The sequence below is a fragment of the Streptococcus sp. BS35b genome, assembly GCF_000286475.1.
Taxonomy (GTDB): Bacteria; Bacillota; Bacilli; order Lactobacillales; family Streptococcaceae; genus Streptococcus; species Streptococcus oralis_W.
The window spans coordinates 54,953-79,732 of the sequence record NZ_ALKH01000008.1; the positions used below are offsets into that span (position 1 = coordinate 54,953).

Annotated in this window: 29 protein-coding genes and 2 tRNA genes; 16 read left to right on the plus strand and 15 right to left on the minus strand. The window is 40.2% G+C overall.

Annotation, left to right across the window (positions count from 1 at the left end):
• The first annotated feature begins 68 nt into the window (after positions 1 to 68).
• The gene (locus tag HMPREF1149_RS07735) at positions 69 to 524 is read left to right on the plus strand and encodes a GNAT family N-acetyltransferase (RefSeq protein ID WP_000973463.1); all 456 of its coding nucleotides are present in this window, start codon (positions 69 to 71) and stop codon (positions 522 to 524) included.
• A gap of 79 nt (positions 525 to 603) precedes the next feature.
• Positions 604 to 1,863 (plus strand): S41 family peptidase, encoded by a 1,260-nt coding sequence (locus tag HMPREF1149_RS07740; protein WP_000750495.1) that lies wholly within the window; start codon positions 604 to 606, stop codon positions 1,861 to 1,863.
• Positions 1,864 to 2,396: 533 nt separating this feature from the next.
• On the opposite strand, the gene HMPREF1149_RS07745 is transcribed toward HMPREF1149_RS07740, so the two are convergent.
• Positions 2,397 to 3,542: a low temperature requirement protein A gene (locus HMPREF1149_RS07745; protein ID WP_000209244.1), complete on the minus strand. Its 1,146-nt coding sequence runs from the start codon at positions 3,540 to 3,542 to the stop codon at positions 2,397 to 2,399.
• Between the two features lie 800 nt (positions 3,543 to 4,342).
• Between HMPREF1149_RS07745 and HMPREF1149_RS07750 the strand changes: the two genes are divergently transcribed.
• Complete coding sequence (locus HMPREF1149_RS07750; RefSeq protein ID WP_001062790.1) at positions 4,343 to 5,632, plus strand: hypothetical protein; 1,290 nt, start codon at positions 4,343 to 4,345, stop codon at positions 5,630 to 5,632.
• 9 nt (positions 5,633 to 5,641) lie between these two features.
• Positions 5,642 to 6,730, plus strand: a complete 1,089-nt coding sequence (locus HMPREF1149_RS07755) for an AI-2E family transporter (RefSeq protein WP_001055025.1) — start codon at positions 5,642 to 5,644, stop codon at positions 6,728 to 6,730.
• Positions 6,731 to 6,870: 140 nt separating this feature from the next.
• Here HMPREF1149_RS07755 and HMPREF1149_RS07760 read toward each other — a convergent pair.
• The 4 genes from HMPREF1149_RS07760 to HMPREF1149_RS07775 form a co-directional block, all read right to left on the minus strand.
• A tRNA-Lys gene (locus HMPREF1149_RS07760) sits at positions 6,871 to 6,943 on the minus strand.
• A gap of 62 nt (positions 6,944 to 7,005) precedes the next feature.
• On the minus strand, positions 7,006 to 7,521 hold the full coding sequence (locus HMPREF1149_RS07765) for a DUF308 domain-containing protein (protein WP_000672740.1): 516 nt from the start codon (positions 7,519 to 7,521) through the stop codon (positions 7,006 to 7,008).
• 347 nt (positions 7,522 to 7,868) lie between these two features.
• Positions 7,869 to 7,941, minus strand: a tRNA-Lys gene (locus tag HMPREF1149_RS07770).
• Between the two features lie 264 nt (positions 7,942 to 8,205).
• On the minus strand, positions 8,206 to 9,477 hold the full coding sequence (locus tag HMPREF1149_RS07775) for a replication-associated recombination protein A (protein ID WP_001113200.1): 1,272 nt from the start codon (positions 9,475 to 9,477) through the stop codon (positions 8,206 to 8,208).
• A 115-nt stretch (positions 9,478 to 9,592) separates the two neighbouring features.
• Between HMPREF1149_RS07775 and HMPREF1149_RS07780 the strand changes: the two genes are divergently transcribed.
• The 10 genes from HMPREF1149_RS07780 (at position 9,593) to HMPREF1149_RS07825 (ending at position 17,908) form a co-directional block, all read left to right on the plus strand.
• Complete coding sequence (locus HMPREF1149_RS07780) at positions 9,593 to 10,063, plus strand: DUF3013 family protein (protein WP_000257095.1); 471 nt, start codon at positions 9,593 to 9,595, stop codon at positions 10,061 to 10,063.
• A 9-nt stretch (positions 10,064 to 10,072) separates the two neighbouring features.
• Positions 10,073 to 10,501 carry an NUDIX hydrolase gene (locus HMPREF1149_RS07785; protein WP_000401999.1) on the plus strand — a complete coding sequence of 143 codons (429 nt, stop codon included), beginning with the start codon at positions 10,073 to 10,075 and terminating at the stop codon, positions 10,499 to 10,501.
• Positions 10,498 to 10,866 carry a hypothetical protein gene (locus HMPREF1149_RS07790; protein ID WP_000575305.1) on the plus strand — a complete coding sequence of 123 codons (369 nt, stop codon included), beginning with the start codon at positions 10,498 to 10,500 and terminating at the stop codon, positions 10,864 to 10,866. Before HMPREF1149_RS07785 ends, HMPREF1149_RS07790 begins: the two co-directional genes overlap by 4 nt.
• A 68-nt stretch (positions 10,867 to 10,934) precedes the next feature.
• Positions 10,935 to 11,951 carry an AbiH family protein gene (locus HMPREF1149_RS07795; RefSeq protein ID WP_001028047.1) on the plus strand — a complete coding sequence of 339 codons (1,017 nt, stop codon included), beginning with the start codon at positions 10,935 to 10,937 and terminating at the stop codon, positions 11,949 to 11,951.
• Positions 11,952 to 11,962: 11 nt separating this feature from the next.
• Positions 11,963 to 12,913, plus strand: a complete 951-nt coding sequence (gene prmA, locus HMPREF1149_RS07800) for a 50S ribosomal protein L11 methyltransferase (RefSeq protein WP_000451166.1) — start codon at positions 11,963 to 11,965, stop codon at positions 12,911 to 12,913.
• A 1-nt stretch (position 12,914) separates the two neighbouring features.
• Positions 12,915 to 13,658, plus strand: coding sequence for a 16S rRNA (uracil(1498)-N(3))-methyltransferase (locus HMPREF1149_RS07805; protein ID WP_001188178.1), 744 nt, complete (start codon positions 12,915 to 12,917; stop codon positions 13,656 to 13,658).
• 10 nt (positions 13,659 to 13,668) lie between these two features.
• Positions 13,669 to 15,465 (plus strand): oligoendopeptidase F, encoded by a 1,797-nt coding sequence (gene pepF / locus HMPREF1149_RS07810; RefSeq protein ID WP_000435602.1) that lies wholly within the window; start codon positions 13,669 to 13,671, stop codon positions 15,463 to 15,465.
• A gap of 28 nt (positions 15,466 to 15,493) precedes the next feature.
• Positions 15,494 to 16,276 carry a hypothetical protein gene (locus tag HMPREF1149_RS07815; RefSeq protein ID WP_001079816.1) on the plus strand — a complete coding sequence of 261 codons (783 nt, stop codon included), beginning with the start codon at positions 15,494 to 15,496 and terminating at the stop codon, positions 16,274 to 16,276.
• Between the two features lie 61 nt (positions 16,277 to 16,337).
• Entirely contained in the window at positions 16,338 to 17,129 is a 792-nt protein-coding gene (locus HMPREF1149_RS07820) for a DUF2785 domain-containing protein (protein ID WP_001227785.1), read from the plus strand.
• A gap of 110 nt (positions 17,130 to 17,239) precedes the next feature.
• Positions 17,240 to 17,908 (plus strand): MIP/aquaporin family protein, encoded by a 669-nt coding sequence (locus HMPREF1149_RS07825; protein WP_000714812.1) that lies wholly within the window; start codon positions 17,240 to 17,242, stop codon positions 17,906 to 17,908.
• Positions 17,909 to 18,117: 209 nt separating this feature from the next.
• Here HMPREF1149_RS07825 and queF read toward each other — a convergent pair whose 3' ends face one another.
• The 7 genes from queF to HMPREF1149_RS07860 all read right to left on the minus strand — a co-directional run bounded on the left by queF (position 18,118) and on the right by HMPREF1149_RS07860 (position 21,665).
• Positions 18,118 to 18,609, minus strand: a complete 492-nt coding sequence (gene queF / locus HMPREF1149_RS11510) for a preQ(1) synthase (RefSeq protein ID WP_000043131.1) — start codon at positions 18,607 to 18,609, stop codon at positions 18,118 to 18,120.
• Positions 18,610 to 18,627: 18 nt separating this feature from the next.
• Complete coding sequence (gene queE / locus HMPREF1149_RS11515; RefSeq protein ID WP_000196465.1) at positions 18,628 to 19,344, minus strand: 7-carboxy-7-deazaguanine synthase QueE; 717 nt, start codon at positions 19,342 to 19,344, stop codon at positions 18,628 to 18,630.
• Positions 19,337 to 19,780 (minus strand): 6-carboxytetrahydropterin synthase QueD, encoded by a 444-nt coding sequence (gene queD, locus HMPREF1149_RS07840; RefSeq protein ID WP_000464565.1) that lies wholly within the window; start codon positions 19,778 to 19,780, stop codon positions 19,337 to 19,339. The genes queE and queD overlap by 8 nt, the downstream gene beginning before the upstream one ends.
• Positions 19,780 to 20,433: a 7-cyano-7-deazaguanine synthase QueC gene (gene queC, locus HMPREF1149_RS07845; RefSeq protein ID WP_000828758.1), complete on the minus strand. Its 654-nt coding sequence runs from the start codon at positions 20,431 to 20,433 to the stop codon at positions 19,780 to 19,782. The genes queD and queC overlap by 1 nt, the downstream gene beginning before the upstream one ends.
• 202 nt (positions 20,434 to 20,635) lie before the next feature.
• Complete coding sequence (gene trxA, locus HMPREF1149_RS07850) at positions 20,636 to 20,950, minus strand: thioredoxin (RefSeq protein ID WP_001029581.1); 315 nt, start codon at positions 20,948 to 20,950, stop codon at positions 20,636 to 20,638.
• Between the two features lie 15 nt (positions 20,951 to 20,965).
• Positions 20,966 to 21,187 (minus strand): DUF4649 family protein, encoded by a 222-nt coding sequence (locus HMPREF1149_RS07855; protein ID WP_000570265.1) that lies wholly within the window; start codon positions 21,185 to 21,187, stop codon positions 20,966 to 20,968.
• A 97-nt stretch (positions 21,188 to 21,284) separates the two neighbouring features.
• The gene (locus HMPREF1149_RS07860) at positions 21,285 to 21,665 is read right to left on the minus strand and encodes a MarR family winged helix-turn-helix transcriptional regulator (protein WP_000221651.1); all 381 of its coding nucleotides are present in this window, start codon (positions 21,663 to 21,665) and stop codon (positions 21,285 to 21,287) included.
• 196 nt (positions 21,666 to 21,861) lie between these two features.
• On the opposite strand from HMPREF1149_RS07860, the gene HMPREF1149_RS07865 reads away from it, so the two are divergent.
• Positions 21,862 to 22,236 (plus strand): CidA/LrgA family protein, encoded by a 375-nt coding sequence (locus HMPREF1149_RS07865; protein WP_000781325.1) that lies wholly within the window; start codon positions 21,862 to 21,864, stop codon positions 22,234 to 22,236.
• On the plus strand, positions 22,233 to 22,928 hold the full coding sequence (locus HMPREF1149_RS07870; protein ID WP_001288932.1) for an LrgB family protein: 696 nt from the start codon (positions 22,233 to 22,235) through the stop codon (positions 22,926 to 22,928). The genes HMPREF1149_RS07865 and HMPREF1149_RS07870 overlap by 4 nt, the downstream gene beginning before the upstream one ends.
• A gap of 31 nt (positions 22,929 to 22,959) precedes the next feature.
• Here the strand turns inward: HMPREF1149_RS07870 and HMPREF1149_RS07875 are convergent, their stop codons facing one another.
• From HMPREF1149_RS07875 to HMPREF1149_RS07885, 3 genes are read right to left on the minus strand one after another with little or no spacing between them, the layout of a single operon-like run.
• Positions 22,960 to 23,688, minus strand: coding sequence for an ABC transporter permease (locus HMPREF1149_RS07875; protein ID WP_000498775.1), 729 nt, complete (start codon positions 23,686 to 23,688; stop codon positions 22,960 to 22,962).
• 15 nt (positions 23,689 to 23,703) lie between these two features.
• Complete coding sequence (locus HMPREF1149_RS07880) at positions 23,704 to 24,399, minus strand: ABC transporter ATP-binding protein (protein WP_000173183.1); 696 nt, start codon at positions 24,397 to 24,399, stop codon at positions 23,704 to 23,706.
• A gap of 4 nt (positions 24,400 to 24,403) precedes the next feature.
• Positions 24,404 to 24,769: a GntR family transcriptional regulator gene (locus HMPREF1149_RS07885; protein WP_000119124.1), complete on the minus strand. Its 366-nt coding sequence runs from the start codon at positions 24,767 to 24,769 to the stop codon at positions 24,404 to 24,406.
• Positions 24,770 to 24,780 lie beyond the last annotated feature (11 nt).

Here is a 24,780-nt window from a genome sequence, read left to right on the forward strand (position 1 = left end):
CTTATCTATTCGTAAAAAATAGGAGAAGTAGTATAATAAAGAAACATTGATAAGATGGTGAGGTCAAGATGATGATTCGTTTTGAAGAAAATATGAGCACAGAAAACGCTCAATTCGTATGCCAATGGTCCAACTCCCTTGGCAAATCCTTCCAAGAACAATGGATGGGACCAAAGGTTCCTTTTCCACTGACCCTTCAAGCCTTGCAAGATTTGGAAGGAATCTTTTCTATCTTTGATGGACAAGAGTTTGTGGGGCTTATCCAGAAAATCAGGCTAGAAGACAGAAATCTTCATATCGGGAGATTTTTTATCAACCCTCAGAAGCAGGGGCAAGGCTTAGGTAGCCAGGCTTTAAGAAAATTTGTTAGTTTGGCCTTTGAAAATGAAGACATAGACACTATTTCTCTAAATGTCTACGAGGCAAATCAAACAGCTTACAACCTTTACCAAAAAGCAGGATTTGAAATCGTTCAAATGGTTGAAGTACCTATACGAAAATACATCATGAAAAAGGGCAGATAGCAGATTAACTTTGTAGTAAAAACTCCTTTTTCGCTGTGAAGAAGGCTATACTATTTTAAAGGTAGAAGGAATGGCTCGTATGAAAAAAACAGACATTTTTAAAGACATTGTTTGGATTATGACACATGATTCATCTACAGTAAAAGATCGCAAAGGGTGCAACCCTCAGCCTTTTCTAGAAAAGATTACAGATGATATGGCTGAGCAAGAATTTCTCTATCAAGTCAGAGCTTATCTTGCTAGTTTTGGGATTATTGGGCATGTTTCTTTTCATGATAAAAAATCAGGTCCGAAAGGTTTTCTTTTGAGGATAAGTGAGCAGGAAATGTTTGTCGAGGAAGCAAACCAAGATACAGGACTCCGAGTGGGGGATCGAATCCTCGGTCTGGACGGAATGAGTTTGGAGCAAGTAGCTTTGCAAAACCAAAATTACTTTATTAGTCTGACTCCAGAAAGACGATACCGAGAATGGGCAGATTTGCTACTGATGGCAGAGCAAGTGACCGTCTTTCGAGATGGGCAGGAGATGTCTATTACAGTTCGTGCTAGCCAGCAAGCTCAAAAAGCTCAGATCTTTTGGAAAGAGTTGGAGTCAGATATCCTCTATCTACGCTTAGATAATTTTATGGATGAAGAAGCGATTAGCCGTTTATACCAAGAGTGCTTGCAGAAGATTGCTGAGACAGAAACTCTTATTATAGATGTCCGTTACAACAATGGGGGCACGGATTCTTTGTATTTTCCGCTCTTACATCTTGGCTTGGAGGAAGGGAAAGGCTATGACACTCTCGATTTACAGGATGATGGAATGGAAATTCTCTATACAGAAGGAAATGTCGATCGACGCTTAAAAGACTTTGAAATATGGCTTCAACAAGAAAATATCAGTCCTGATACGGTGAAACTGCTTGAAGATTTTCGTAATAATTTACTCCAAAATCGAGGAAAAGGCTATGTTCGGTATCAGGATGATCAGGACGAACTTTTTCCAGGTGTTAAGGGTGGTCACTATCCAGAGCAGATTTTTGTTTTGTCAGATATTTATTGTGCATCATCAGGAGATAATTTTGTCAAGATGATGAAGAATTTTAAGAAAGTAACAGTTATCGGCCGTCCAACGCTTGGTATTTTAGACTACTCAAATTGTTGCAAGGTGGATTATGATGATTACTTTTTGATGTTCCCAACTTCTCGCTGGTTGGCTATAGATAAAGGCAAAGGGATGACGGACAAAGGTGTTCTTCCTGATATAGAAGTCCCTTGGACTCCTGCATATTTTGAACGAGATGTAGATCTAGATAAATGTCTGGAGTTGATTGAGATGAAGAGGAAATATTAGATTGTTTAAATAAAAGACTTAGTTCTGTATGAAATAGAGCTAAGTCTTTTGCTTTCGATCTGCTTATAATTGAGTAAAATGATTGTATCACTGAGGGGTAAAAGAACTTTTTTACACACCAAATACATCTTGAGTATCCGTTGATGGAATAAAAGTAGGGAGGACACAAAAAAAGCCTTGTAAATCAAGGCTTTTTCCTGTTGTTTAGATGCCCCCTGCATGAATTTGTAAGAACTTTTCATATTGAAAATAAACAAAAATGTTGAAATATAGCTGATTTTAGGGAAATACATTTAGGTATTTTCAATGTCAGGATTTAAAAATGGGGCAAAAGTGGGGCAAAAACAAATTAACGAAAAAAATATCGAGTTCGTGCATCAAGTAAATGATAAATTGCAAGAATAAGTGCAACATTTACTCGAACTCATCCTCTAGAGCTTCACTAGCAGTTCTGTAAGCTAAACATTTTCGTGGTCGGTGATTGATATCATATAAAGCCTTGGTTCCCAAAGATTTTTAATGTTATAAACTCATTAAAATAACTCCCAGTTAGATTTGGAATATTTTTTATTCTGTGTCATATAAAAATAAATAGAATGAATAGCTATAGCTAGAGCTAAAATGGTTGTAATACTTACTACTATTATAGGATTAGAAGCAAAGATTAAAGAGAGAATCAAGGCAGCCAGATAGAGTGTAGCTTGGACACAGTAGTAACTTTTCGAATAGCGAAGATAGTGTTTGTTATAGGGCCCATTTACTAGGACAGCAGCTTGAAAGAGGCCAAATCCGATATAAGAGAAGCTGGTTGCAAAGAGACGATTAGCTTCAGGATTCTGAAGAAAACTCATCGAAACGGTCATCATAAGAAGTCCAATGAAAATAGGATAGTGACTGTAAATTAGAAATAGTCCCTTTTGATTAGATTTTTCATCAATAGCATGGTCGAATTGACCAAAATAAAACAAGAACAGAGAAATCATAATAATGAAATAAAGAACCGAATAAATCGAGAAATTCTCGATTGTAAAGAAGTTAGCTAGCTCCGTAATCATCTCTCCAAACATAATAATGACAAGAAGGGAGATACGCTCGATTAAATGGGGGAGATTTACCTGGGAATGCTTATCTTTATTAAGCAAGATACTTGGCATAATAAATGTTAGCAGAATACTAGCAAATAAGATATAGACTCTAAGGTAAATAGGAAGAAGAGCTGCTAGATAGAATCCTAAACTTCCTAGACCTGTTATCCATAGAAAACCTTTGATACTTTCCCGATTAGCATCATCGGTTGATTTTCTAAAAAATTCAACCAAATATTGAAAAAATAAGGTAAGGGTTAATGTACCAATAGCCCAACAGAGATAATGAAAATATTGTTGCCAATCAGGTCCAATCATATTGGCTATAAAGAGTAAAATTCCCATTTTGATAAACATGATTACTATGTTAAATAAAGAGTTCTTTCCATAGCGATTGGTATAATCGGTTTGAATCATCCAGGAATCGATGAGAAACAAAGTAGCAATGAAAAAATCAAGGAAAGAATTCCAAGTCAAAATACCGTTATGAAGATGGTCAATTAAAGTAGTTACTTTTGAAATTGCAAAAACAAAAACTAGGTCATAAAAAAGTTCTGAAAATTCTACACGTTTATGTTTAATAAGAGTTGTCATCTTAAGACCTTTCTATTTTAGAAGTACAATTTATTATAACAGAAAATAGCAATAAAAAAAGAGATGCTTAAATAACTTCATGTGACGCGAATGAACTGCGCCACAAAAGTTAGGTTTTTTCTGTCTAACTTTTGGGGTGCAGTTCAGAAGGGGTGTTTTTTCTATCGTTTTTTAGTGCTAAGACTACACAAAAAAGCCTTGATTCCAAGGCTTTTTCCTGTTGATTTAGATGCCCCCTACAGGGATTTGGAAAGGACTTTCATATTGAGAGCAATTAAAAATATTGAAATATAAGTGATTTTAGGTATTTTCAATGTCATGATTTAAAAATGGGACAAAAGTGGGGCAAAAACCATACAGATTCTAAACTGTATGGTTCTTTTTTTATCTAACCAAGAAAGGTTAAAACTTATTAAAACAAATGCAATCAACTGTTGAAAACTTTTTAGTCCGTGTAATATAAAAACAAGTAAAAAGTTGAACTATAGGGAATATTGTGTCATAATAGGTAATAGATGAATAATTAATAGATTGGAAATAATGCTTTCTTACCTTAACAAGTTGAATTGGTTATACATTTTTTCGTCGCAATTGTGTCTATCTCTCGAGTTTAGTTAATTTTTATTAGCTTTGTTTTCGAATCAATAAAACAAATTTTAGAAGTGCATAAGACAAGATGGTGACATTACTACAGTCATTTCTAGTCACCATATGTTGCTGGCACAGGCTGTTTGTAGTGTTGGCTATTTACTAGTCAGTTTAATCGGAGTGTTTAATTTTTATTGTTGAAAGGTTTTTATATGGCGAAAATTCTATCTTTAGGTCTGACAGGTAAGAAATTACTTGCTCAGGGGTTCTTGTTTGTTCTGCTAGGTCTCATCTTGATGGTCACGGGGACTTGGTTGCCAGTAACAGTTATTCGCCTGGTTCTGTTTTTAGCTTGGATAGCAACGGTCGTAGATTTGCTATTAAGAGTTTTCAAAAAAAGCCAGTCAACGGATACCTTGGGAGTTGCACTGGTTAAATTGTTAGTGCTGGGATATTTGCTAGGTTCTAATCTTGCGACTGATATACCGATTTATGTTCTGGCTCTTGTGATTGGAGTTTATCAGATTTTTAGGGCCACGATTAATCTTGTCACCTATGTTCTCTACCGTAAAAATAATATTCGACCTCGTTTTCGTCTCTTACTAGATGGTATTCTACTAGTTTTTCTTGGTGGAGCTAGTCTTTTGTCCTCTACGGGAAATTCTGTCTTTCAACTCTTTGTTTTAGGGGCTTATTTTTTCCTTTATGGTCTGTCCAATATCCGTGACGGTTTCTTATTTGAAGGGGAAATTGGGAAAAACCATCTCAAACGTCGCATTAGAATTAGCTTACCTATTGTCCTAGCCGCTCTCATCCCTGCAAGAACTTTAGCAAAAGTTAACAAATTTATGCTGGAAAATGCTGATGAGGAAGAAGATATCCATCTTGGAATAGTGAAGTCTGGTAAGACAGCAGAGCTAGAAATTTTTGTTCATACAGCTGAGACCTCCCTGTTTTCAGCTATTGGTCATGTGGATATCTACTATCAGGGCCGTGTTATTTCTTATGGCAACTATGATCCGTCATCTGAGACCTTATTTGGTATGGTAGGAGATGGTGTCTTATATTTCTGTGACCGCTATAAGTACATTGATCTATGTAAACGTGAGAGTCAAAAAACACTTTTTGGTTATGGAATAGATTTGACACCTGAAATGGAAAAAGCAATTCAAAAAAAGTTGACTGAATTGAAACAACTGACGATTCCATGGGAGCCAAGTGCGGATAAAATCACGACAGGTGATGGTAAGGAAGACTACACCTACGCTTATAAAATCAGACATGAGACGGATGGGGAACTTTATAAATTTATCAAATCTAAGTTTAAATCCTACTTTGTCTTATCCACAAATTGTGTGCTCTTGGCAGATACCATAGTCGGTCAGGCTGGCACCGATATCCTCTCACCCAAAGGATTTATCGCACCAGGAACTTACCAAGCTTACCTTGACCGAGAGTTTGAAAAACCAAATAGTATAGTCGTATCTAAACATGTTTATTAAGGAGAATTTATGAATTTAGTAAAAAAATACACCCCATTAATACTTTTTATAGGGCTGGTTACTCTTGTAATTCTGAATGCATCAAGCTTTATATCAGGGGCAGTATCTCTCTTTGAAGTAACTTCTACCTTGATTTATGGTGCTGTCATTGCTTTTGTGCTCAATGTTCCCATGAAAAAAATTGAAGAATTCCTAGTTAAAATGAAGGTAAAGGCAGGGTTGCGCCGTCCGATTGCTATGGTGCTTGTTTTCCTATCTCTTATCTTAATCGTGATCTGTCTTTTGGTTTTGGTGCTTCCAACCCTTGCTCAGACTATTAGTCAGCTGGGAGCAGTCCTTTCAACAGTCCTGACTCAACTTGGGAAATTGCTAGACAGCTCGGAATTTGTAACCAAAGACATGCTGTCAACTATCGTATCAGGAATTCAGGGACAGTCTAGCTCTATTAGTCAAGCTTTGATAACCTTCTTATCCGGTCTGACTAGTAATATAGGAAATATTTTTTCAAGTATAATGAATGCCTTTCTGATTATAGTATTTACCTTTTTATTTTTATCCAGTAAGGAACATCTGGCAGCGATGACGAGTAGACTTCTAAAAGTTATATTTCCAGAGAAAGTGGTGACAAAGTTAACTTACATTGGACAAGTAGCACTAGAGACTTATGACCAATTTTTGATGAGTCAGCTGATTGAAGCAGTCATCATAGGAGTTATGATAGCGGTTGGCTACAGCCTGTTTGGACTACCTTATGGGGTAATGACAGGTATATTTGCAGGAGTGCTATCGTTCATTCCTTATGTAGGGCCTATGATTGCTTGTGTTGTGGGAGCGATTTTTATCTTCACAGTGAGTCCTACTCAAGCCTTACTTTCTCTTCTTCTATATCAAGTTATACAGCTGATTGAAGGAAACCTTATTTATCCTAGAGTTGTAGGTCAATCTATTGGTTTGCCAGCCCTTTTCACGCTTGCGGCTGCTAGTATTGGAGGCAATCTCTTTGGCTTACTTGGGATGATATTCTTTACACCGATATTTGCTGTTATCTATCGATTGGTTAAGGAATTTGTCGTTGCAAAGGAAAATCAGCTAGATTAAGAAAAACTAAATTTAATAAGATATACTGAGAAGAGAGTGAGAGATTCTCTTCTCTTTTATTTTTAAATACTTTTCTACAAAAAGCTATTAGACGTTAAAAAAAGCCTTGGTTTCAAGGCTTATTTCTGTTGATTTAGATGTGCCCCCTGCAGGGCTCGAACCTGCGCCCCATAGCTTAAGAGTCTACTGCTCTACCAACTGAGCTAAGGAAGCAACAGAAAAAGCTGAGAATGTAACTTCCCAGCTTTTTTAATATGCCCAAAATGGCAGCTAGATTATTTACGAAAGGCATCAAGGATATAGGTGAAACCAACAATTAAAAATGCAAAGGCAACGACATAAACGACAAAGACACTTGTAGCTACTGGATTGAACAAAATCACTAGACCTAGTAAAAATGCAAGCAACGCTATCCACATGATATGGTTGCCAATAATAGGGAAAATCAATCCCAAACGATTGCCTTTAAAGAAAACTATAATGGCTTCTACAATTAACCAAATTCCTAAAATAGTTGGAATGACAACTGGCAGCGTCACAAAGCCATAGGCAACGAGGTAAAGAGCTAAGAGAAGATTAACAATCCCTTGGAAAAGATGAGCTGGTGAGCGAAGCTCTTTTGGTACAGAGAAATAGCCTAAAATAGCTGCTATAGAAGAAACCAGTAAACCAAATGCAATCCACCAGCTGTAAGCAACAAGATTAGCTACTGGGTTTGTAAATAGGAAAAGTCCTAAAAGGACAAAAACAACTCCTGCAAGGAATAGCAGTAAACGATTAGAAAATTTCATTTCAATACCCCCTATATAGTATAGTTTGATAATAAAAATATTATACACCTTTTTAGAGGAAATGTCAATAAACAAAATGGAAAATTTGGAAGTTTCAGTCTGATTTATGAAAAGAAAATCAGTTTTTATTATTTTGAAAATAAAAAGAGAAGATAAAATTTGTCTTCTCTACATGAAAATATTGTATGGCATCAAAGCAAAAGTAACTGGCTTTACACTATTTGTAAAGATGTAATTTGATTCAAAAAGAAAAGATAGATTTAAAATGTGGGACAAATGATGAGGCAAATCAGTTATAGATAAGCAAAAAAGCCTTGGAACTCAAGGCTTTTTCCTGTTGATTTAGATGCCCCCTACAGGGATCGAACCTGTGACCCACGGATTAAGAGTCCGCTGCTCTGCCAGCTGAGCTAAGGAGGCAAAGAAAAAAGCTGTATTGGTGCCGAAACTTCACGGTTTGTATTGAACCCGCGCAATTAAGCAGGTGGGCAACTCGCTCTAACTGAAGCTGTTTCCGTGTGAGACGGCCTACATGCTGTTAGAAGACTTTTGTTTCCCTAATAATACAAAAAATAGTCGGTCAACACTTAAGTGTGAAGTCGTACACCACAGCGTTTCTATGTTTATATGATACCACTTTTTCAAAAAAAATCAAGAGGAAAGTGCAATTTTTTGAAAAGGATTTCAGATTTTTCGCAAACGGTCGATAGCTTCCTTTCTTTGAGCCAAGGCCCGTTCGTACTTGCCAGTATCTTCTGGAGAGAAGTAGTGATGATCTCGAATTTTTTCTGGCAAGTAATCTTGTTTGACCCAGTGTCCAGGATAGTTGTGCGGATAGAGATAGTTTTGCGCATTCCCTAGTTCCTTGCTTCCACTGTAGTGGCCATCGCGCAGGTGTCGAGGGATAGGCAAATGCCCTGATGTTTTGAGATCAGCAAGGGCCTTGTCCATGGCCACATAGGCTGAGTTGGATTTTGGAGAGAGGGCCAAATCAATCACGACATTGGCAATGAGAATGCGAGCTTCTGGAAAGCCAATCTTTTGAGCAGCATCTAGAGCAGTTACGGTATGAATCTGAGCTTCAGGATTGGCCAAACCGATATCTTCATAAGCAATAACAGTCAAGCGACGAGCGAGACTAGGCAGATCCCCAGCCTCAATCAAGCGGGCCGCGTAGTGGAGACTGGCATCAACATCCGAGCCACGGATGGACTTTTGCAGTGCTGAAAGGACATCGTAGTGACCGTCCCCATCCTTATCCATGGTAATGTAACTCCTCTGCAGGCTGTTTTCCATGATATCAAGAGTGATATGACGGATGCCCTTGTCATTTTCGGGAGTAGAAAGAACAGCCAAGTCAAGTGAGTTGAAGGCAGAGCGAAGATCTCCGTTTGTAGAAGTTGCGATAAAATCAAGGGCATCCTCATCTAGCTCAACTGGGAAGTCAAATCCCCTTTCAGGGTCGCTGATGGCAATTTGCAGGGCTTGTTTAACATCTTGATTAGACAAGGGTTCTAACTCAAAAATCTGAACACGACTACGAATGGCTGGAGTGACAGAAAAGAAAGGATTTTCAGTCGTAGCCCCAATCATGATGACCAGACCACTTTCTAAGAGGGGAAGAAGAAAGTCTTGTTTGGTTTTATCTAGTCGGTGAATCTCGTCCAGTAGCAGAACTAGTCCACCTGAGAATTTAGCTTCTTCAGCGATTTCTTGGAGTCGCTTCTTACTATCGACTGTCGCATTAAAGGTCCGAAAGGCATACTTGGTCGTTCCAGCGATGGCAGAGGCAATACTGGTCTTGCCAATACCTGGAGGTCCGTAGAGAATCATGGAAGACAGACGATTGGCTTCCACCATGCGACGGATAATTTTTCCAGGTCCGACCAGATGCTCCTGACCGATGACCTGGTCGATGGTTTTTGGGCGCATGCGAAGCGCGAGATTGTCTGGCATAGCAGTCCTTTCTAACATGGATTTTCTGATGTATATGTGGTAAGATGGTAGTATCTATTTTAGCATAATTCCGAGTATTCGGGGCGATTAAAGAGTCGCATAGAAAGAGGACAAAATGGCAACATACGGATTTTTAGATGTTTTAGAGGAGGAGTTGGACAAGAACTTTCCCTTTGACTTTGAGATTAGTTGGGACAAGCGCAATCACGCGGTAGAAGTGAGTTTTTTACTAGAAGCGCAAAACGCTGCTGGTGTGGAGATGGTGGATGAGGACGGAGAGGTTTCGTCAGACGATATCCTTTTTGAGGAAGCGGTTCTTTTCTACAATCCTGCCAAGTCAACGGTTAATGCAGAAGACTATTTGACGGTCATCCCTTACCTGCCTAAAAAAGGATTTTCTCGTGAATTTTTAGCTTATTTTGCACTTTTCCTCAAAGATACTGCCGAGGTTGGACTGGATGCCCTTATGGACTTTTTGGAGGACCCAGAAGCAGAAGAGTTCGTCATGGAATGGAACCAAGAAGTCTTTGAAGAGGGGAAAGTCGGCTTGGAAGAGGGAGAGTTTTATCCTTATCCGAGATATTAGGAGTCTAATATGGAAATAGAAATTTCTGATTTTACAGGTTGCAAAATTGCCCTCTTTTGTGGTGATAAGCTCTTAACTATCTTACGTGATGACAAATCAAACATTCCATACCCTAATACCTGGGAACTGCCTGGTGGTGGGCGAGAAGGCGATGAAAGTCCTTTTGAGTGCGCGGCGCGTGAAGTTTATGAAGAACTGGGAATTCATCTGACTGAAGATTGTCTGCTTTGGAGTAAGGTGTACCCAAGCATGCTTTTCGAGGGGAAGGAATCCGTCTTTCTAGTTGGTAAGTTAACGCAGGAACAGTTTGATAGTATCGTCTTTGGCGATGAAGGACAGGGATATAGAATGATGAGCACTGATGAGTTTCTTGGCTCAGATAAGGTCGTGCCCCAGTTGCAGGATAGAGTGAGGGATTATATGGAGGAAGTAAAATGATTTTTGCAATTGCAACAACGACGTTAAATAAGGAAGTTAAACGCAAACTAAAAACTGGACAATATTCTAGAGAAGAAGCTACATTCATCTATATGGAATATTTAAAGTTAAAGAAGCAGAGAGAAAGTGGTATGAAAGTAGCTGGGATTTCTACGGCTGTTATTTGGGTATTGATGCTTGTTATACCCTTACTGAGTGATGGAGGTCTCGTACTGCCTCTTTCAGTATATTTTTTATTATTGATACTGTTAGCAGGAATTGTTCTATTTGTTTATTATCTTATGTTTGGTATTTTTAAACAGCAGATTCATAGTGCAATGAAAGAACACTACACAGATGTGATTGAAGAATTTAAGGGACGGTAAAAACTTTTTCAAAATAGTGGAATGCTGGTTGATTAGGAAGAGTCATTTGGAAGGAAATTATTTAAGTAATGAATATTACATATATTGTTGGGAATGGTTTAGATTTGCAATATGGTTTAAAAACAAAATACAAGGATTTCTATGATTTTCAACATAAAGTTTATATGGAAAGGAAAGAGAAAGAAGGATATTCAAATTTAATCTATGAATCGTTATTTACAGATAAAGTAAATGATTATAAAAATTGGTCAGATTTTGAATTATCAATTGGAGAATTAACAAAAAAGAATTCTGGAATTATTCTAAGCAAAGAATCAAAGGATAAATTCATTGATGATTTTACTGATATAATCGATGATTTAATTGCTTATTTAAGGATGGTAGATGAAACCTTTAATGTTGAAAATTATAAAATTGATTTTGAAAACACTCTAAATCGAATTAAGACTGATTGTCCTATATCAAATCAAGAAGTTATTAGCCAAAAGTATAATGACAAGCCAATTGGAAATGATCATGTAAATATTCTTAGTTTAAACTATACTGGTATACTTGATAAGTTATATGAATCATCAACAGTAACATTTAGTAATGCTCTGAGGCATAATGCTTATAGTTTTCAAATATCAAAACCAATCCATGTGCATGGTATTTTAGATGCTTGTACAATTTTAGGGGTCAGTGACGAGTCACAAATATCAGCTACATTTAGTGATGAGCAAAAAAGTTTTCTTATAAAAGAATATATTTTGAAAGAATATAGAGAAAATATGGATGTTAGGAATAGCGAGATAATTAAAAATTCTGACATAATTATTCTTTACGGAGTGTCTCTTGGTATTACTGATAAATATCTGTGGAATCAGATTGCTAAACGCTCAATTGATGATAAGGTCCCAGTAGTTGTTTATCATTATGCTCCTAATTTTGCTGCAGGAAATCCTAATAGAGTGAGACGCTTATATAAAATGGTAGAAAACAAATTCATACAGAATAGTGGTATTGACTTAGAGTTAGAGAAGAAATTAAGAGATAATCTTATTATTGTTATTGGAAAGACTATTTTTGACCTGATGGAAAGGTAAGCACAATATAAATGGAAACATGGCAAGAGTTAAAAGTTACAGTGAAGCGTGAGGGGGAGGAGCTGGTCTCTAATCTCTTGATTGAGCTAGGAGCGCAAGGTGTTGCGATCGAGGATAGTATGGACTATGTGGGAAATGTTGACCGATTTGGTGAGATTTTCCCAGAGGTCGAGCAGCAAGAAGAAATCGTGGTGACAGCCTATTATCCCGAAACGGTTGATGTAGCAACGGTTGAGGCAGACTTGCAGGCACGTCTGGCAGAATTGGCAGATTTTATGGACTTAGGAGAAGTCAAGATGGGGACGACTGCCTTGGCTGAGGAAGACTGGGCAGACAACTGGAAGAAATACTATGAGCCAGCTCGCATCACTCACGACTTGACCATTGTGCCGTCCTGGACGGACTACGAGGCGGCTGCTGGAGAAAAGATTATCAAACTGGATCCAGGCATGGCTTTTGGGACTGGAACGCATCCAACGACCAAGATGAGCCTTTTCGCCTTGGAGCAGGTTCTTCGTGGCGGCGAAACGGTGCTTGATGTAGGAACTGGTTCAGGTGTTCTTTCTATTGCCAGCTCGCTTCTGGGTGCCAAGGAAATCTTCGCCTATGACCTGGATGATGTGGCGGTTCGTGTCGCTCAGGAAAATATCGAGCTCAACCCTGGCATGGAAAACATCCATGTTGCTACTGGAGATTTGCTCAAGGGTGTGGAGATTGAAGCAGATGTCATTGTGGCCAATATCTTAGCGGATATTCTCATTCATCTGACAGAGGATGCTTATCGTTTGGTCAAGGACGAAGGCTACCTGATCATGAGTGGGATTATCAAGGAAAAGTGGGACATGGTGCGCGAGTCGGTTGAGTCAGCTGGATTTTTCCTTGAAACCCACATGATGCAAGGGGAATGGAATGCCTGTGTCTTTAAGAAGACTAAGGATATTTCAGGTGTGATTGGAGGCTAGCATGCAACAGTATTTTGTCAAGGGCAGTGCAATCTCTCCTGTCATTATCGAAGATAAGGAAACCGGCAAGCATATGTTTCAGGTCATGCGCTTGAAAGAAGATGATAAGGTGACCTTGGTCTTTGATGATGGCATCAAGCGTTTGGCGCGCGTGCTGGATGTGGAAAATCGTCAGTTTGAATTGGTTGAAGAATTAGCTGACAATGTGGAACTGCCCGTTCAAGTAACCATCGCATCTGGTTTTCCCAAGGGAGACAAGCTGGAGTTTATTACTCAGAAAGTAACAGAACTAGGAGCTAGTCGAATCTGGGCCTTTCCTGCCGATTGGTCAGTCGCCAAGTGGGACGGCAAGAAGTTGGGCAAGAAAGCCGAAAAACTAGAAAAAATTGCCCTTGGAGCAGCAGAACAAAGCAAGCGGAATCTGGTCCCAAGTATCCAGCTTTTCGAGAAAAAAGCAGATTTTCTAGCAGAGCTGGACCAGTTTGACTCTATCGTAGTGGCCTATGAAGAGTCAGCGAAAGAAGGAGAAGCCGCTGCGCTCTTACAAGCAGTTGCTGGTCTTGAAAAAGGAGCCAAATTGCTCTTTATCTTTGGTCCGGAAGGTGGTCTCTCACCAGCAGAAATTGAAAGTTTTGAAGCTAAAGGAGCCGTCTTGGCAGGCCTTGGTCCTCGGATTTTGCGAGCAGAAACAGCGCCACTTTACGCCTTATCAGCCCTTAGTGTTTTAGTAGAATTAGAGAAATAAGAGGAAGAAAATGGAACAAAAACATCGTTCAGAATTTCCAGAAAAGGAACTTTGGGACTTAACAGCCCTATATCAAGACCGTGAGGATTTCTTGCGTGCAATCGAGAAAACGCGCGAAGACATCAATCAATTTAGCCGTGACTACAAGGGTAATCTTCATACTTTTGAAGATTTCGAGAAGGCCTTTGCGGAATTGGAGCAAATCTATATCCAGATGAGTCATATCGGCAATTACGCCTTTATGCCTCAGACGACAGACTATAGCAATGAAGAGTTTGCTAATATCGCTCAAGCTGGGATGGAATTTGAAACAGATGCCAGCGTAGCCTTGACCTTCTTTGACGACGCCTTGGTGGCAGCAGACGAGAAAGTCTTGGATCGTCTGGGTGAGCTGCCACACTTAACGGCAGCCATTCGTCAGGCCAAAATCAAAAAAGCCCACTACCTAGGGGCGGATGTGGAGAAGGCCTTGACCAATCTGGGTGAAGTTTTCTACAGCCCACAGGACATTTATACTAAGATGCGAGCTGGGGATTTTGAAATGGCTGACTTTGAAGCCCATGGCAAGACCTACAAAAACAGCTTTGTAACTTATGAGAATTTCTACCAAAATCATGAGGATGCAGAGGTGCGTGAAAAATCCTTCCGTTCTTTTTCAGAAGGACTTCGTAAGCACCAGAATACAGCTGCGGCAGCCTACTTAGCTCAGGTCAAGTCTGAGAAATTGTTGGCAGATATGAAGGGGTATGACTCAGTCTTTGATTATCTCCTAGCTGAGCAAGAAGTAGATCGTGCCATGTTTGACCGTCAAATTGACCTCATCATGAAGGATTTTGCGCCAGTTGCTCAGAGATACCTCAAGCATGTTGCCAAGGTTAATGGTCTTGAAAAGATGACCTTTGCAGACTGGAAATTGGACTTGGACAGTGCCCTCAATCCTGAAGTGACTATTGACGACGCCTATGATTTGGTCATGAAGTCAGTAGAACCTTTGGGACAAGAATATTGTCAGGAAGTTGCTCGCTATCAAGAAGAACGCTGGGTGGACTTTGCTGCTAATAGTGGCAAGGATTCTGGTGGGTATGCTACAGATCCATATCGCGTGCACCCTTATGTCCTCATGAGTTGGACTGGTCGTTTGAGCGATGTCTATACCTTGATTCATGAAATTGGGCATTCTGGTCAATTTATCTTTTCAGATAATCACCAAAGCTACTTCAATGCCCACATGTCGACTTACTATGTCGAAGCGCCGTCAACCTTCAATGAATTGCTGTTAAGTGATTACTTGGAACACCAATCTGACGACCCACGTCAAAAACGCTTCGCTCTTGCTCACCGCTTGACAGACACCTACTTCCATAACTTTATCACCCACCTCTTGGAAGCTGCCTTCCAGCGTAAGGTGTATACACTGATTGAAGAAGGGGAAACTTTTGGAGCAAGCAAACTCAACAGCATTATGAAGGAAGTCTTGACGGACTTCTGGGGAGATGCCATTGAAATTGACGATGATGCAGCCTTGACTTGGATGCGTCAAGCTCACTACTACATGGGCTTGTATAGCTACACATACTCAGCAGGCCTTGTTATCTCTACTGCAGGTTACCTCCATCTGAAAAACTCTGAAACTGGAGCTAGAGACTGGCTCAATCTCCTCAAATCAGGTGGCAGCAAGACACCGCTTGAGTCAGCCATGATTATCGGAGCCGATATCTCAACAGATAAACCATTACGTGATACCATCCAGTTCTTGTCTGACACAGTTGACCAGATTATAGCCTACAGTGCCCAGTTGGGAGAGTAGGGAAATGGGCAAATTTTAGGAGAATAATATGAATAGAATCAAAGAATGGCTAGAGCAAGATCCCCAAAGAATGCATTTTATCAAAATTGGTCTAGTTTTGTTGGGAATCATTTTATTGATTGCTTTGCCTACTCTCTATCTTGTTTTGAGCGGAGTTGGTATTTGGTATTTTGTAAAGAAAGCACCAGATATTCGAAAAAGAAATCTAATGATCGGGATTTTCATTGTCAGTTTTGTTGCAGTTGCTCTTCAAACTCCGACAGTCACAAAGAAAATTTCATCTTCTCAGTCAGAAACTAAGCAGACTGCGACATCTACTACTTCGACAGCTTCAACCACAGATACTTCATCTAGTATAGAGGAAGCAAAACGAATCGAAGAAGAGAAAAAAGCTAAAGAAAAACTAGAAGAAGAGAGAATTGCCAAAGAAAAAGCTGCAAAGGAGTTGCAAGAAAAAGGTGAAACCTTAGTCAAACAATTGGAAGACAGTCAAGATGCGAGTCAAGTGAAGTCTGCTAAAGAGACAGTTAATCAGATTGAAAATAATGATAAAAAGACAGAGTTGCTTGATAGAATAGGTGCAGTTGAGTCGTTAATTTCTCAAAAAGAAGAAGAAAAAAGAGCTGCGCGTGAAGCTGAAACCAAAGCTCAACAGCAAGATAGAATTGTCTATGTTGCAGACCATGGGAAATCAAAAGTTTATTGGTATAGTAAGGATAGAATGCCTTCAAAAACGAATAAAGCTAACGTTGTTGAGATGACAGAAGCAGATGCGATTGCAGCAGGGAAACGTCCATCTAAAAGAGAATAAGACAGAAAGTTATCTTGGGCTGGTTTTTTGAACAGTTGCTAGAAATGTAGAGGTACTTGAGATGCGTAAAAAATTACAAAGAAAAGTGACAGAAGAAAAACCAAGCTATAGCCGAGAAGAAATTCAGTGGTTGATCGAGCATTTGGGAGATCCCTCTCCAGAAATTCGAGACGAACTTGTTTTTACGAGTTTGGCTAGAGGGATTCAAGAAGAACTGTTTTCCCTTGAGCAGTTTCAGTTTATCTCAGAAGAGGTCTCCTCTGATGAAGGTCTATACAAAGGGATTGATAGTAGAGGAGTTTCGGCTCTTAAACGTTCTTTTAGGGCGCTTATTTATGCCAATCTTTTGTCTGCAGATGGTAACGAGCACTCTCTTTTCTATAAAGGTTTAAAAGCTGATATAAGAAATGCTATGCTGTCTCAAGGTTTGTATTACCTAAAAAAAGAAAAGGATACGACAGGTTTTTCAAATCAGTATGGTTGGGTTCACGCTTTTGCGCATGGAGCGGATCTCTTGACGGAAGTTATATGCCACCCTAGCTTTCCAAAGTCAGATATAGCCGAAGCATTTGAAATCATTGGGAAAATCTTTAAACGTGTTGAGATTCGTTTTACAAATGATGAAGATTGGCGATTAGCCAGAGCGTTTTATGAACCAATCTTACGAGGGAAAATCGAACCGTCCCTCCTCACTGCTTGGCTGCAAACAGTCGAATTTCCCTTGAAAGAAGTAAATGATTTCCATAAATTTTCCAATTTCAGATCTTGTTTGCTGGAAATTTACCTTCAACTAGACTGTCATAAACTTTTACAAGATGACTTGAAAGAAGCTATTCAATCTTTTCAGTACTAAGGATAAGCGAGTCGTTTCATGATTTTCAAATAACTTTCCAGTCAATTTTCTTGAAACCCTTTCCTTCTTTTGATAGACTAATACATAGTTCGAAAAAAAGGAGACTTATCATGAAAAAATTTGTTGCTGAATTAATCGGTACATTTATGCTTGTGTTCATCGGAACAGGAGCTGTTGTTTTTGGGAATGGTCTTGATGGCCTTGGACACCTTGGAATTGCTTTTGCCTTTGGTTTGGCAATCGTAGTCGCAGCTTTCTCAATCGGAACTGTTTCGGGTGCTCACTTGAACCCAGCTGTTTCGATCGCTATGTTTGTAAACAAACGTTTGTCATCTTCAGAACTTGTAAACTACATCCTTGGACAAGTAGTTGGAGCTTTCCTTGCGTCAGCTGCAGTATTCTTCCTCTTGTCTAACTCAGGTATGTCGACTGCTAGTCTTGGCGAAAATGCCTTGGCAAACGGTGTCACTGTCTTTGGTGGATTCTTGTTTGAAGTCATCGCAACTTTCTTGTTTGTCCTAGTTATCATGACTGTCACTTCAGCAAGCAAAGGTAATGGCGCAATCGCTGGTTTGGTAATCGGTTTGTCATTGACAGCCTTGATCCTTGTGGGATTGAACATCACTGGACTTTCAGTAAACCCAGCTCGTAGCTTGGCTCCTGCTGTCTTGGTAGGTGGCGCAGCCCTTCAACAAGTTTGGATTTTCATCCTTGCCCCAATCGTTGGTGGCGTTCTTGCAGCCCTTGTTGCGAAAAACTTCCTTGAAACAGAAGAATAATTGAAACTTAAAAAGCCTTGCTCCTCAGTTTGAGGAACAGGGCTTTTTCGTATCTGTTTATACTCAATGAAAATCAAAGAGCAGACTAGGAAACTAGCCGCAGGTTGCTCAAAGCAGTGCTTTGAGGTTGTGGATAGAACTGACGAAGTCAGTAACCATACCTACGGCAAGGCGACATTGACGCGGTTTGAAGAGATTTTCGAAGAGTATTAACGGTTGTCAATTTTCTCTGGATAAAGGTCGTGTTGGAAGAGGCGTTGTTCTGCCAAGCCTTCATACTTGGTTCCAGGTCTACCGTAGTTGTAGTAAGGGTCGATTGAGATGCCACCGCGCGGAGTGAATTTTCCCCATACCTCCAAATAGCGAGGGTCAAGCAAGTTGATTAAGTCTTTTCCGATGGTGTTAATACAGTTTTCATGAAAATCTCCATGATTTCGATAGCTAAAGAGGTAGAGTTTGAGAGATTTTGACTCGACACAGAGCTTGTCAGGAATGTAGGAAATATAAATGGTCGCAAAGTCTGGCTGAGCAGTGATTGGGCAAAGCGAGGTAAATTCAGGACAGTTGAATTTGATGAAATAGTCATTTTCCACATGACGATTGTCAAAAGATTCGAGGACTTCTGGTTGATAGTCAAAAATGTAGTTGGTTTCTTTGTTGCCCAGCAGGCTTAGGTTTTTCATTTCTTCTTGTTTTGACATGATTTTTTCTTTCTAATCTTAAACACCACGTTGGTTGTCGTAGAGGAGGGTATGAAGTTGAGGAAGGACGCGGACATTGCCCCAGCTATCGTCAGCAGCGACGCGTTCCCAGAGTTCTTTGAGGCGATCCAGTTGGTCTTGGACAATATTTCCTGTAGCTTTGGGCTCAGGATTTCCTGCTGATAAGAAGAGGACATCTGGTTGGTAGCGTTCTTGAATCCCTTTGGCAAAGGCCAAATCGCCATCGTCAAAGACAGGAATTTTAAAGGTGACCTTGTCTGGATCTAGTTGGGAAACGATAAAGTCCAAGGTTTCGAAGTTGACTTCCATCTTGGATGAAGGAGGTTTGGGACTCAGAGTGACCTGATCGATATCTTTTAACCAATTTTGCCAGCGGGAGCCTTGGGTCTCAACTGCCAGAGTGACACCACGTTCCTTGAGCTTAGTGACCAGTTCAGCCATGTTGGCTGCTAGGATAGCAGGATTTCCGCCAGATAGGGTTACATAGTCGTAGCTTCCTAGCTTATCTAAGGCAGCGATGACTTCATCAGCTGTCATGCGAGTAGGCTTCTCAGAACCATCCCAAGTAAAGGCAGAGTCGCACCAGTCGCAGTGGTAGTCACAACCAGCAGTGCGGACAAACATGGTTTTCTGCCCAATAGCACGACCTTCACCTTGAAAGGTTGGACCAAAGATTTCCAGAACCGGTAGTTTGAGGACACGTTCCCTAGTCATCTAACCACTCCCGTCTAAACTCCGCAAAGGCAGTCGGAGTTTCATAGAGGCGAACGTATTCCAAACGGAGACCGCGCTCGTCGGGCAACTCTTGACTCATAGTTTGGAAAATCCAGTAAACCATATTTTCAGCAGTCGTGTTCATATAAGGCAGGGTTTCATTGAGATAGCGATGATCCAAGTGGGGTTCTAAGTAGTTCTTGTAGATAGCTTTGATGTCTCCAAAGTCATAGGTCATACCCCGTTCATCTAAAAATCCACTGACAGCAATTTGCAGATGATAAGTGTGGCCGTGCAGGGACTTGCATTTTCCCTCATAGTGAAAGAGGTGGTGGGCAGCATCGAAGGTGAACTCTTTTGATACCAAGGTTCTGTGAGGATTGTAGATAAGAGATTCCCCAGTTTCCTGTTTGATTTCTTTGGGAGCAAAAAACATTAGCTCTCTCCTTTCTGTGAGAGATAAACATCAAGGCCATGCTGGCGTAGGTGGCAGGCTGGACAATCTCCACAGCCACTTCCGATAATCCCATTGTAGCAGGTCAAGGTCTTTTCACGAACATAGTCAAAGGCACCGAGTTGGTCGGCTAACTCCCAAGTCTCAGCCTTGTCTAGCCACATGAGAGGTGTTTGGATAACAAAGTCGTAATCCATGGCAAGGTTGAGAGTAACATTGAGAGATTTGACAAAGACATCCCGACAATCAGGGTAGCCTGAGAAATCTGTTTCGCAGACACCTGTCACGATGTCTTTAATGCTTCGTTGCTTGGCAAGAACTGCTGCAAAGGACAGAAAGAGATGGTTGCGGCCGTCAACGAAAGTATTGGGAACCTCTCCCTCTTTTTGCTCGATTTCCAGATCAGAGGTCAGGGCATTTTCAGTGATTTGCCCTAGCAGAGACATATCTAAGAAGTGATGACGAATGCCTTGTTCCTTAGCGATTTCTTCAGCAACTTGAATTTCGAGATGATGGCGTTGGCCGTAGGCAAAGGTGACGGCTTCGACTGTTTCATAGTGTTCTTTAGCCCAAAAGAGGCAGGTTGTGGAATCTTGACCGCCGCTAAAGACGACCAAGGCTGATTGACGTTTCATAGTACTCCTTCCAAAATGGGAAATGTTCAGAGCACGCAAAAAGCTCCCTTGAGGGGAGCTAAAAAATACCAAGTAGAGGTTTTTTTTAGCGATGGCATGTCCCAAACATCGTAATATTCTACCTACAGTTTAGCATATTTTTTGAAAAATGGCAAAGGGCAAGAAAAAAGAGACCAAATAAAGTACTTGGTCTCTCGTTTGATTAGCTCAATTCAGCAACGATGGCCTTGATTTGTTCTGCAGTATGAACACCTGCAACCTGTTTAACCACTTGGCCGTCTTTTTTGAAGAGAAGAGTTGGGATAGACATGATTCCAAAAGCACGAGCTGTGTTTGGATTTTCATCAACATCCATTTTAACGATTTTCAAGACATCTTCTGAAAGTTCTTCAGACAATTTATCCAAGATTGGACCTTGCATACGACATGGACCACACCAAGTTGCCCAGAAGTCTACCAAGACCAAACCGTCTTTTGTTTCTTGTTCAAATGTTGCATCTGTAATTGCTTTTGCCATTGTATTTCTCCTTTTTTAGTTATATTGGCTTAAATCTTGTTTCATGAGATAGAAGAAGACATCTCCGTAAGTCCCATGGTAGTCCAAATCATGACCATTATAGGTCAATTTTTGAACGGGGTAATAGTCTGCGACACCGATAAGGCAAGCTTGTTGAGAACGTTCAAAGTCTTGGTAAGACTCGAACGTCATGATTCTCTCTTGTTTGCTGGTGTCTAGATAGGTAATTTCGATCATATTAAACTCCTTTGTTCAATCTTGACTTTATTGTACTCCTTGAAAAGAGGAATGTCAAGAAAAATGATTGCGCACGCAACTTTTTTAAAAATACTCATTAAGGCAAGAAATCAAGACTGGTTTCCAATCTTTCTTCGACGGCCTTTTGTAGATAAGCCAGGGTTGTTTGTCCCTCGTCAGTCAGACAGATAAAACTGGCCCGTCTATCCTGATCGCAACATCTGCGACTAAGCAAACCGCAGTTTTTCTCTTCTAATCTAGCCACCATTCGAGAAACAGCGCTTGGGCTGAGATGGAGCTTATCTGGCAGGTCAATCTGTCGTAGAGATTTTTCTTGGGCTAGATTCAGATAGTAGAGCAGGTAAAACTCTTTTAAATTCAGCCTTTGTTCACTCTGCTGGGCAATAGTTTCTTCCAACAAGGATTCCATTTCTTTTTGACGGCGGTTGTAGTCAAACCATTTTTCTAAGTAGGTCATTGCTTTCTCCTTTCTTTTCAAAGTAAAAATCACAAAATCATTACTGACTGTCTCTCTAACACAAGATGATTGCGCATGCAATGATTATACTACTTTTAGCTAATCCTTGCAAGAAAGAAGAATTTCAATATTTCCTTGAAATTTTCTGAAAAAAGAGTAAACTGGTATGCAAGAAGTTTATTTCATGGAGTTTAGGATGAAATTATATGTTCAATTAATGATTCTCTTTGTGATTTCTCTAATCGGTGAGGGAATCTCCAGTTTCTTTCATCTGCCCATCCCAGGCAGTATTATCGGTTTGATTATTCTCTTTCTAGCCCTGCAGTTCAAGTGGCTGAGAACAAGGCATGTCAATATGGTCGGGAATTTCTTGCTGGCCAATATGACCATTCTCTTTTTGCCGCCAGCAGTGGGTATCATGGAAAAGTTTGATGTGATTGCACCCTATCTCTTGCCCATTGTCTTGATTGTCTTTTTTGCGGCTGTCATCAATATTATCCTTATCGCCCTAGTGGTTCAGTTTATCAAGCGACGGTTTGAGGGAGATTATGAGAAAGGAGATGCCAAATGAGCGAATTTGTTTCCAATCCTCTGTTTGGAATCGCATTATCTATCCTAGCTTATCTAATGGGGATGTTGATTTACAGACGTTTTCCCCATCCATTGACAACGCCCTTGCTTTTGTCGGCTATTTTTATCATTATTTTCCTTAAGGCGACGGGTATTTCTTATCAAGATTATTACCAAGGTGGGGTTTATCTGAATAATTTGATTGTCCCATCGACAGTGGCTCTAGGGATTCCGCTTTATAAGAGTTTTCACTTGATGAAGCACCATGCTCGGAGTATTCTCTTTGGTAGTCTGTTAGCAGTAGTTGTCAATACTAGCTTCACTGCTATAGTGGCGAAAATATTTGGCATGGACTTTTTCCTAGCCATTTCTCTCTTTCCCAAGTCAGTGACAACCGCTATGGCAGTGGGGATTACAGAAAAATTGCAGGGTTTGACGACTGTGACCTTGGTCGTCGTAGTGGCAACTGGGATTTTAACTAGTGTGATCGGACCAACTCTTTTGAAGTGGTTGAAAATTGATGATCCAGTGGCTGTAGGTCTTTCCCTTGGAGGGACAGGTCATGCTGTCGGAACGGGTACGGCCTTTCGATACGGGTCTGTAGCAGGAGCTATGGGTGGCTTGGCAATCGGTGTCACCGGTATTCTCTATGTTTTTGTTAGCCCTATTGTAGCCAGTTTGATATTGAGTTAAAGAAAAACCCAGCTTTCTAGCTGGGCATTTTTTATTGCAAATTAACCTTGTTTTTCAAAATATAGTAGGTACCGAGATAGTAGATAGCTGATAAAAAGAGATCGCGCAAGATTTCTGTACCAATCATCATGTTAAAGTTATTTTCAATTCGGAAAAAGATAGAAACATAACCAATGACGATGGCAATGACGATATAGGCTAGAATTCCCATAGCTGTTCGATACTCGTTAAAGAGTTGCCCGATTGAGATGGAAAGGTAAATGGATAAAATCCATGTAATCGAACCGACAAATAGTGATAGGGCATACAGCCAGCCGTAGCTGAGGTAAGGGGAAATGAAGTTATAGAGGACAGTGAAGTCTTTTTCTATTGGTGCTAAGAAGAAGATAATCAATACACTCAAGATAAAGACGATATAGCTTAAGATGGACCAGACAAGACCACCTAAAAGTTTTGCGATGATGATTTGGTGCTCAGAGACAGGCAAGGTCAGGGTCAAATACCCTTGGCGGTCATAAACACTCCCCTTGAATCTTCGGATGATTAAAAAGATTGTTGCAATCCAAAGAGTGACGCTAAGTCCTCCAAAGACTAGTACCAAAAAGAAGATGAAATAAACAGCATTGTTAGAATTGTAACTCTGGCTAAGGCTACCAAGAAAAGCTCCAATCAAAACTGAAATTGCAAGCACAGCTCCATAGAGCGCTAAATACCATTTATTGACATTCTTAAATTCATAACGAACTAGATTCCAAAACATAATAATCTCCTTTGCTTAGGCTTTAAATTCCTGGCGGAAGAGCTGGTCAATTGATTCACCTGACTCGTAACGAATATCATCAACATTTCCTTGGCGAACGACTTTTCCGTCTTTGAGGAAGATAATCTCATCCAAGATTGGCTCAATATCTGAAATCAAGTGGGTTGAAATCAGGACCGTAGAAGTTGGGGAATAGTTGTTGATGATGGTATTGAGGATATAATCACGAGCAGCTGGATCCACACCTCCGATTGGTTCGTCCAGAACGTAGAGGCGGGCTTCACGGCTCATAACGAGGATTAGTTGGACCTTTTCCTTGTTTCCTTTTGATAATTTCTTTAAGCGACTATTTTCATCAATGCCAAGGTCTGCAAGCAGATGTTGGGCGCGTTCAAGATTGAAATCCTGATAGAAGGTCTTGAAGTAGGTTAGGGCTTCCTTGACCTTCATTTGCTCATTGAGATAAGTTGTGTCTGGTAGATAAGAGACGATCGCCTTGGTAGCAGGACTTGGATCCTGTCCGTTAATGAGGACACGTCCTTTATCTGGCTGAAGGAGGCCATTGATCAGTTTGATTAAGGTTGTTTTCCCGGATCCGTTTGGTCCAAGGAGACCGACAATCTTTCCAGCTGAGATCTCTAGTGAGATATTGTCAAGTGCCGCAGTTGCTCCATATGATTTTGATACATTTTCAAGTGCTAGTAGTGTCATAGTCTTAAACTCCTTTAATATAGTCGCTTAATACATTTGGCAGTTCTTCTTTTTTGTAGCCAAATTGAAGCATGCAAGAGACGAAGTGTTGCAGTTGCTCCTCGGAAAGTTGTTTGCGGGACTGAACGATGAGGTCCAAATCCTCGGTGACAAAACGACCAGTTGTTCGTTTGCTATAAACGAATCCTTCGCGTTCAAGGTCAGACAAGGCGCGCTGAATGGTATTGGGATTGACCCCAGCCTCGCTCGCCAGTTCTCTTACGGTAGGGAGCTGTTGGTTGGGTTCCAGTTTATGGGAAACAATCTGTAGTTTAATTTTTTCCATAATCTGTAAATAAATGGGTTTTGTATTATCAAATGACCAGGACATCATAGTCTCCT

Coding starts and splice junctions, on each gene's coding strand:
- HMPREF1149_RS07865 (WP_000781325.1), top strand. CDS start 21,862: ATGAAATTATATGTTCAATTAATGATTCTCTTTGTGATTTCTCTAATC.
- HMPREF1149_RS07735 (WP_000973463.1), top strand. CDS start 69: ATGATGATTCGTTTTGAAGAAAATATGAGCACAGAAAACGCTCAATTC.
- trxA (WP_001029581.1), bottom strand. CDS start 20,950: ATGGCAAAAGCAATTACAGATGCAACATTTGAACAAGAAACAAAAGAC.
- HMPREF1149_RS07790 (WP_000575305.1), top strand. CDS start 10,498: ATGATTTTTGCAATTGCAACAACGACGTTAAATAAGGAAGTTAAACGC.
- HMPREF1149_RS07815 (WP_001079816.1), top strand. CDS start 15,494: ATGAATAGAATCAAAGAATGGCTAGAGCAAGATCCCCAAAGAATGCAT.
- prmA (WP_000451166.1), top strand. CDS start 11,963: ATGGAAACATGGCAAGAGTTAAAAGTTACAGTGAAGCGTGAGGGGGAG.
- HMPREF1149_RS07870 (WP_001288932.1), top strand. CDS start 22,233: ATGAGCGAATTTGTTTCCAATCCTCTGTTTGGAATCGCATTATCTATC.
- HMPREF1149_RS07745 (WP_000209244.1), bottom strand. CDS start 3,542: ATGACAACTCTTATTAAACATAAACGTGTAGAATTTTCAGAACTTTTT.
- HMPREF1149_RS07885 (WP_000119124.1), bottom strand. CDS start 24,769: ATGTCCTGGTCATTTGATAATACAAAACCCATTTATTTACAGATTATG.
- HMPREF1149_RS07755 (WP_001055025.1), top strand. CDS start 5,642: ATGAATTTAGTAAAAAAATACACCCCATTAATACTTTTTATAGGGCTG.
- HMPREF1149_RS07785 (WP_000401999.1), top strand. CDS start 10,073: ATGGAAATAGAAATTTCTGATTTTACAGGTTGCAAAATTGCCCTCTTT.
- HMPREF1149_RS07880 (WP_000173183.1), bottom strand. CDS start 24,399: ATGACACTACTAGCACTTGAAAATGTATCAAAATCATATGGAGCAACT.
- pepF (WP_000435602.1), top strand. CDS start 13,669: ATGGAACAAAAACATCGTTCAGAATTTCCAGAAAAGGAACTTTGGGAC.
- queF (WP_000043131.1), bottom strand. CDS start 18,609: ATGTCAAAACAAGAAGAAATGAAAAACCTAAGCCTGCTGGGCAACAAA.
- queC (WP_000828758.1), bottom strand. CDS start 20,433: ATGAAACGTCAATCAGCCTTGGTCGTCTTTAGCGGCGGTCAAGATTCC.
- HMPREF1149_RS07765 (WP_000672740.1), bottom strand. CDS start 7,521: ATGAAATTTTCTAATCGTTTACTGCTATTCCTTGCAGGAGTTGTTTTT.
- queD (WP_000464565.1), bottom strand. CDS start 19,780: ATGTTTTTTGCTCCCAAAGAAATCAAACAGGAAACTGGGGAATCTCTT.
- HMPREF1149_RS07795 (WP_001028047.1), top strand. CDS start 10,935: ATGAATATTACATATATTGTTGGGAATGGTTTAGATTTGCAATATGGT.
- HMPREF1149_RS07855 (WP_000570265.1), bottom strand. CDS start 21,187: ATGATCGAAATTACCTATCTAGACACCAGCAAACAAGAGAGAATCATG.
- HMPREF1149_RS07825 (WP_000714812.1), top strand. CDS start 17,240: ATGAAAAAATTTGTTGCTGAATTAATCGGTACATTTATGCTTGTGTTC.
- queE (WP_000196465.1), bottom strand. CDS start 19,344: ATGACTAGGGAACGTGTCCTCAAACTACCGGTTCTGGAAATCTTTGGT.
- HMPREF1149_RS07750 (WP_001062790.1), top strand. CDS start 4,343: ATGGCGAAAATTCTATCTTTAGGTCTGACAGGTAAGAAATTACTTGCT.
- HMPREF1149_RS07805 (WP_001188178.1), top strand. CDS start 12,915: ATGCAACAGTATTTTGTCAAGGGCAGTGCAATCTCTCCTGTCATTATC.
- HMPREF1149_RS07775 (WP_001113200.1), bottom strand. CDS start 9,477: ATGCCAGACAATCTCGCGCTTCGCATGCGCCCAAAAACCATCGACCAG.
- HMPREF1149_RS07875 (WP_000498775.1), bottom strand. CDS start 23,688: ATGTTTTGGAATCTAGTTCGTTATGAATTTAAGAATGTCAATAAATGG.
- HMPREF1149_RS07820 (WP_001227785.1), top strand. CDS start 16,338: ATGCGTAAAAAATTACAAAGAAAAGTGACAGAAGAAAAACCAAGCTAT.
- HMPREF1149_RS07780 (WP_000257095.1), top strand. CDS start 9,593: ATGGCAACATACGGATTTTTAGATGTTTTAGAGGAGGAGTTGGACAAG.
- HMPREF1149_RS07740 (WP_000750495.1), top strand. CDS start 604: ATGAAAAAAACAGACATTTTTAAAGACATTGTTTGGATTATGACACAT.
- HMPREF1149_RS07860 (WP_000221651.1), bottom strand. CDS start 21,665: ATGACCTACTTAGAAAAATGGTTTGACTACAACCGCCGTCAAAAAGAA.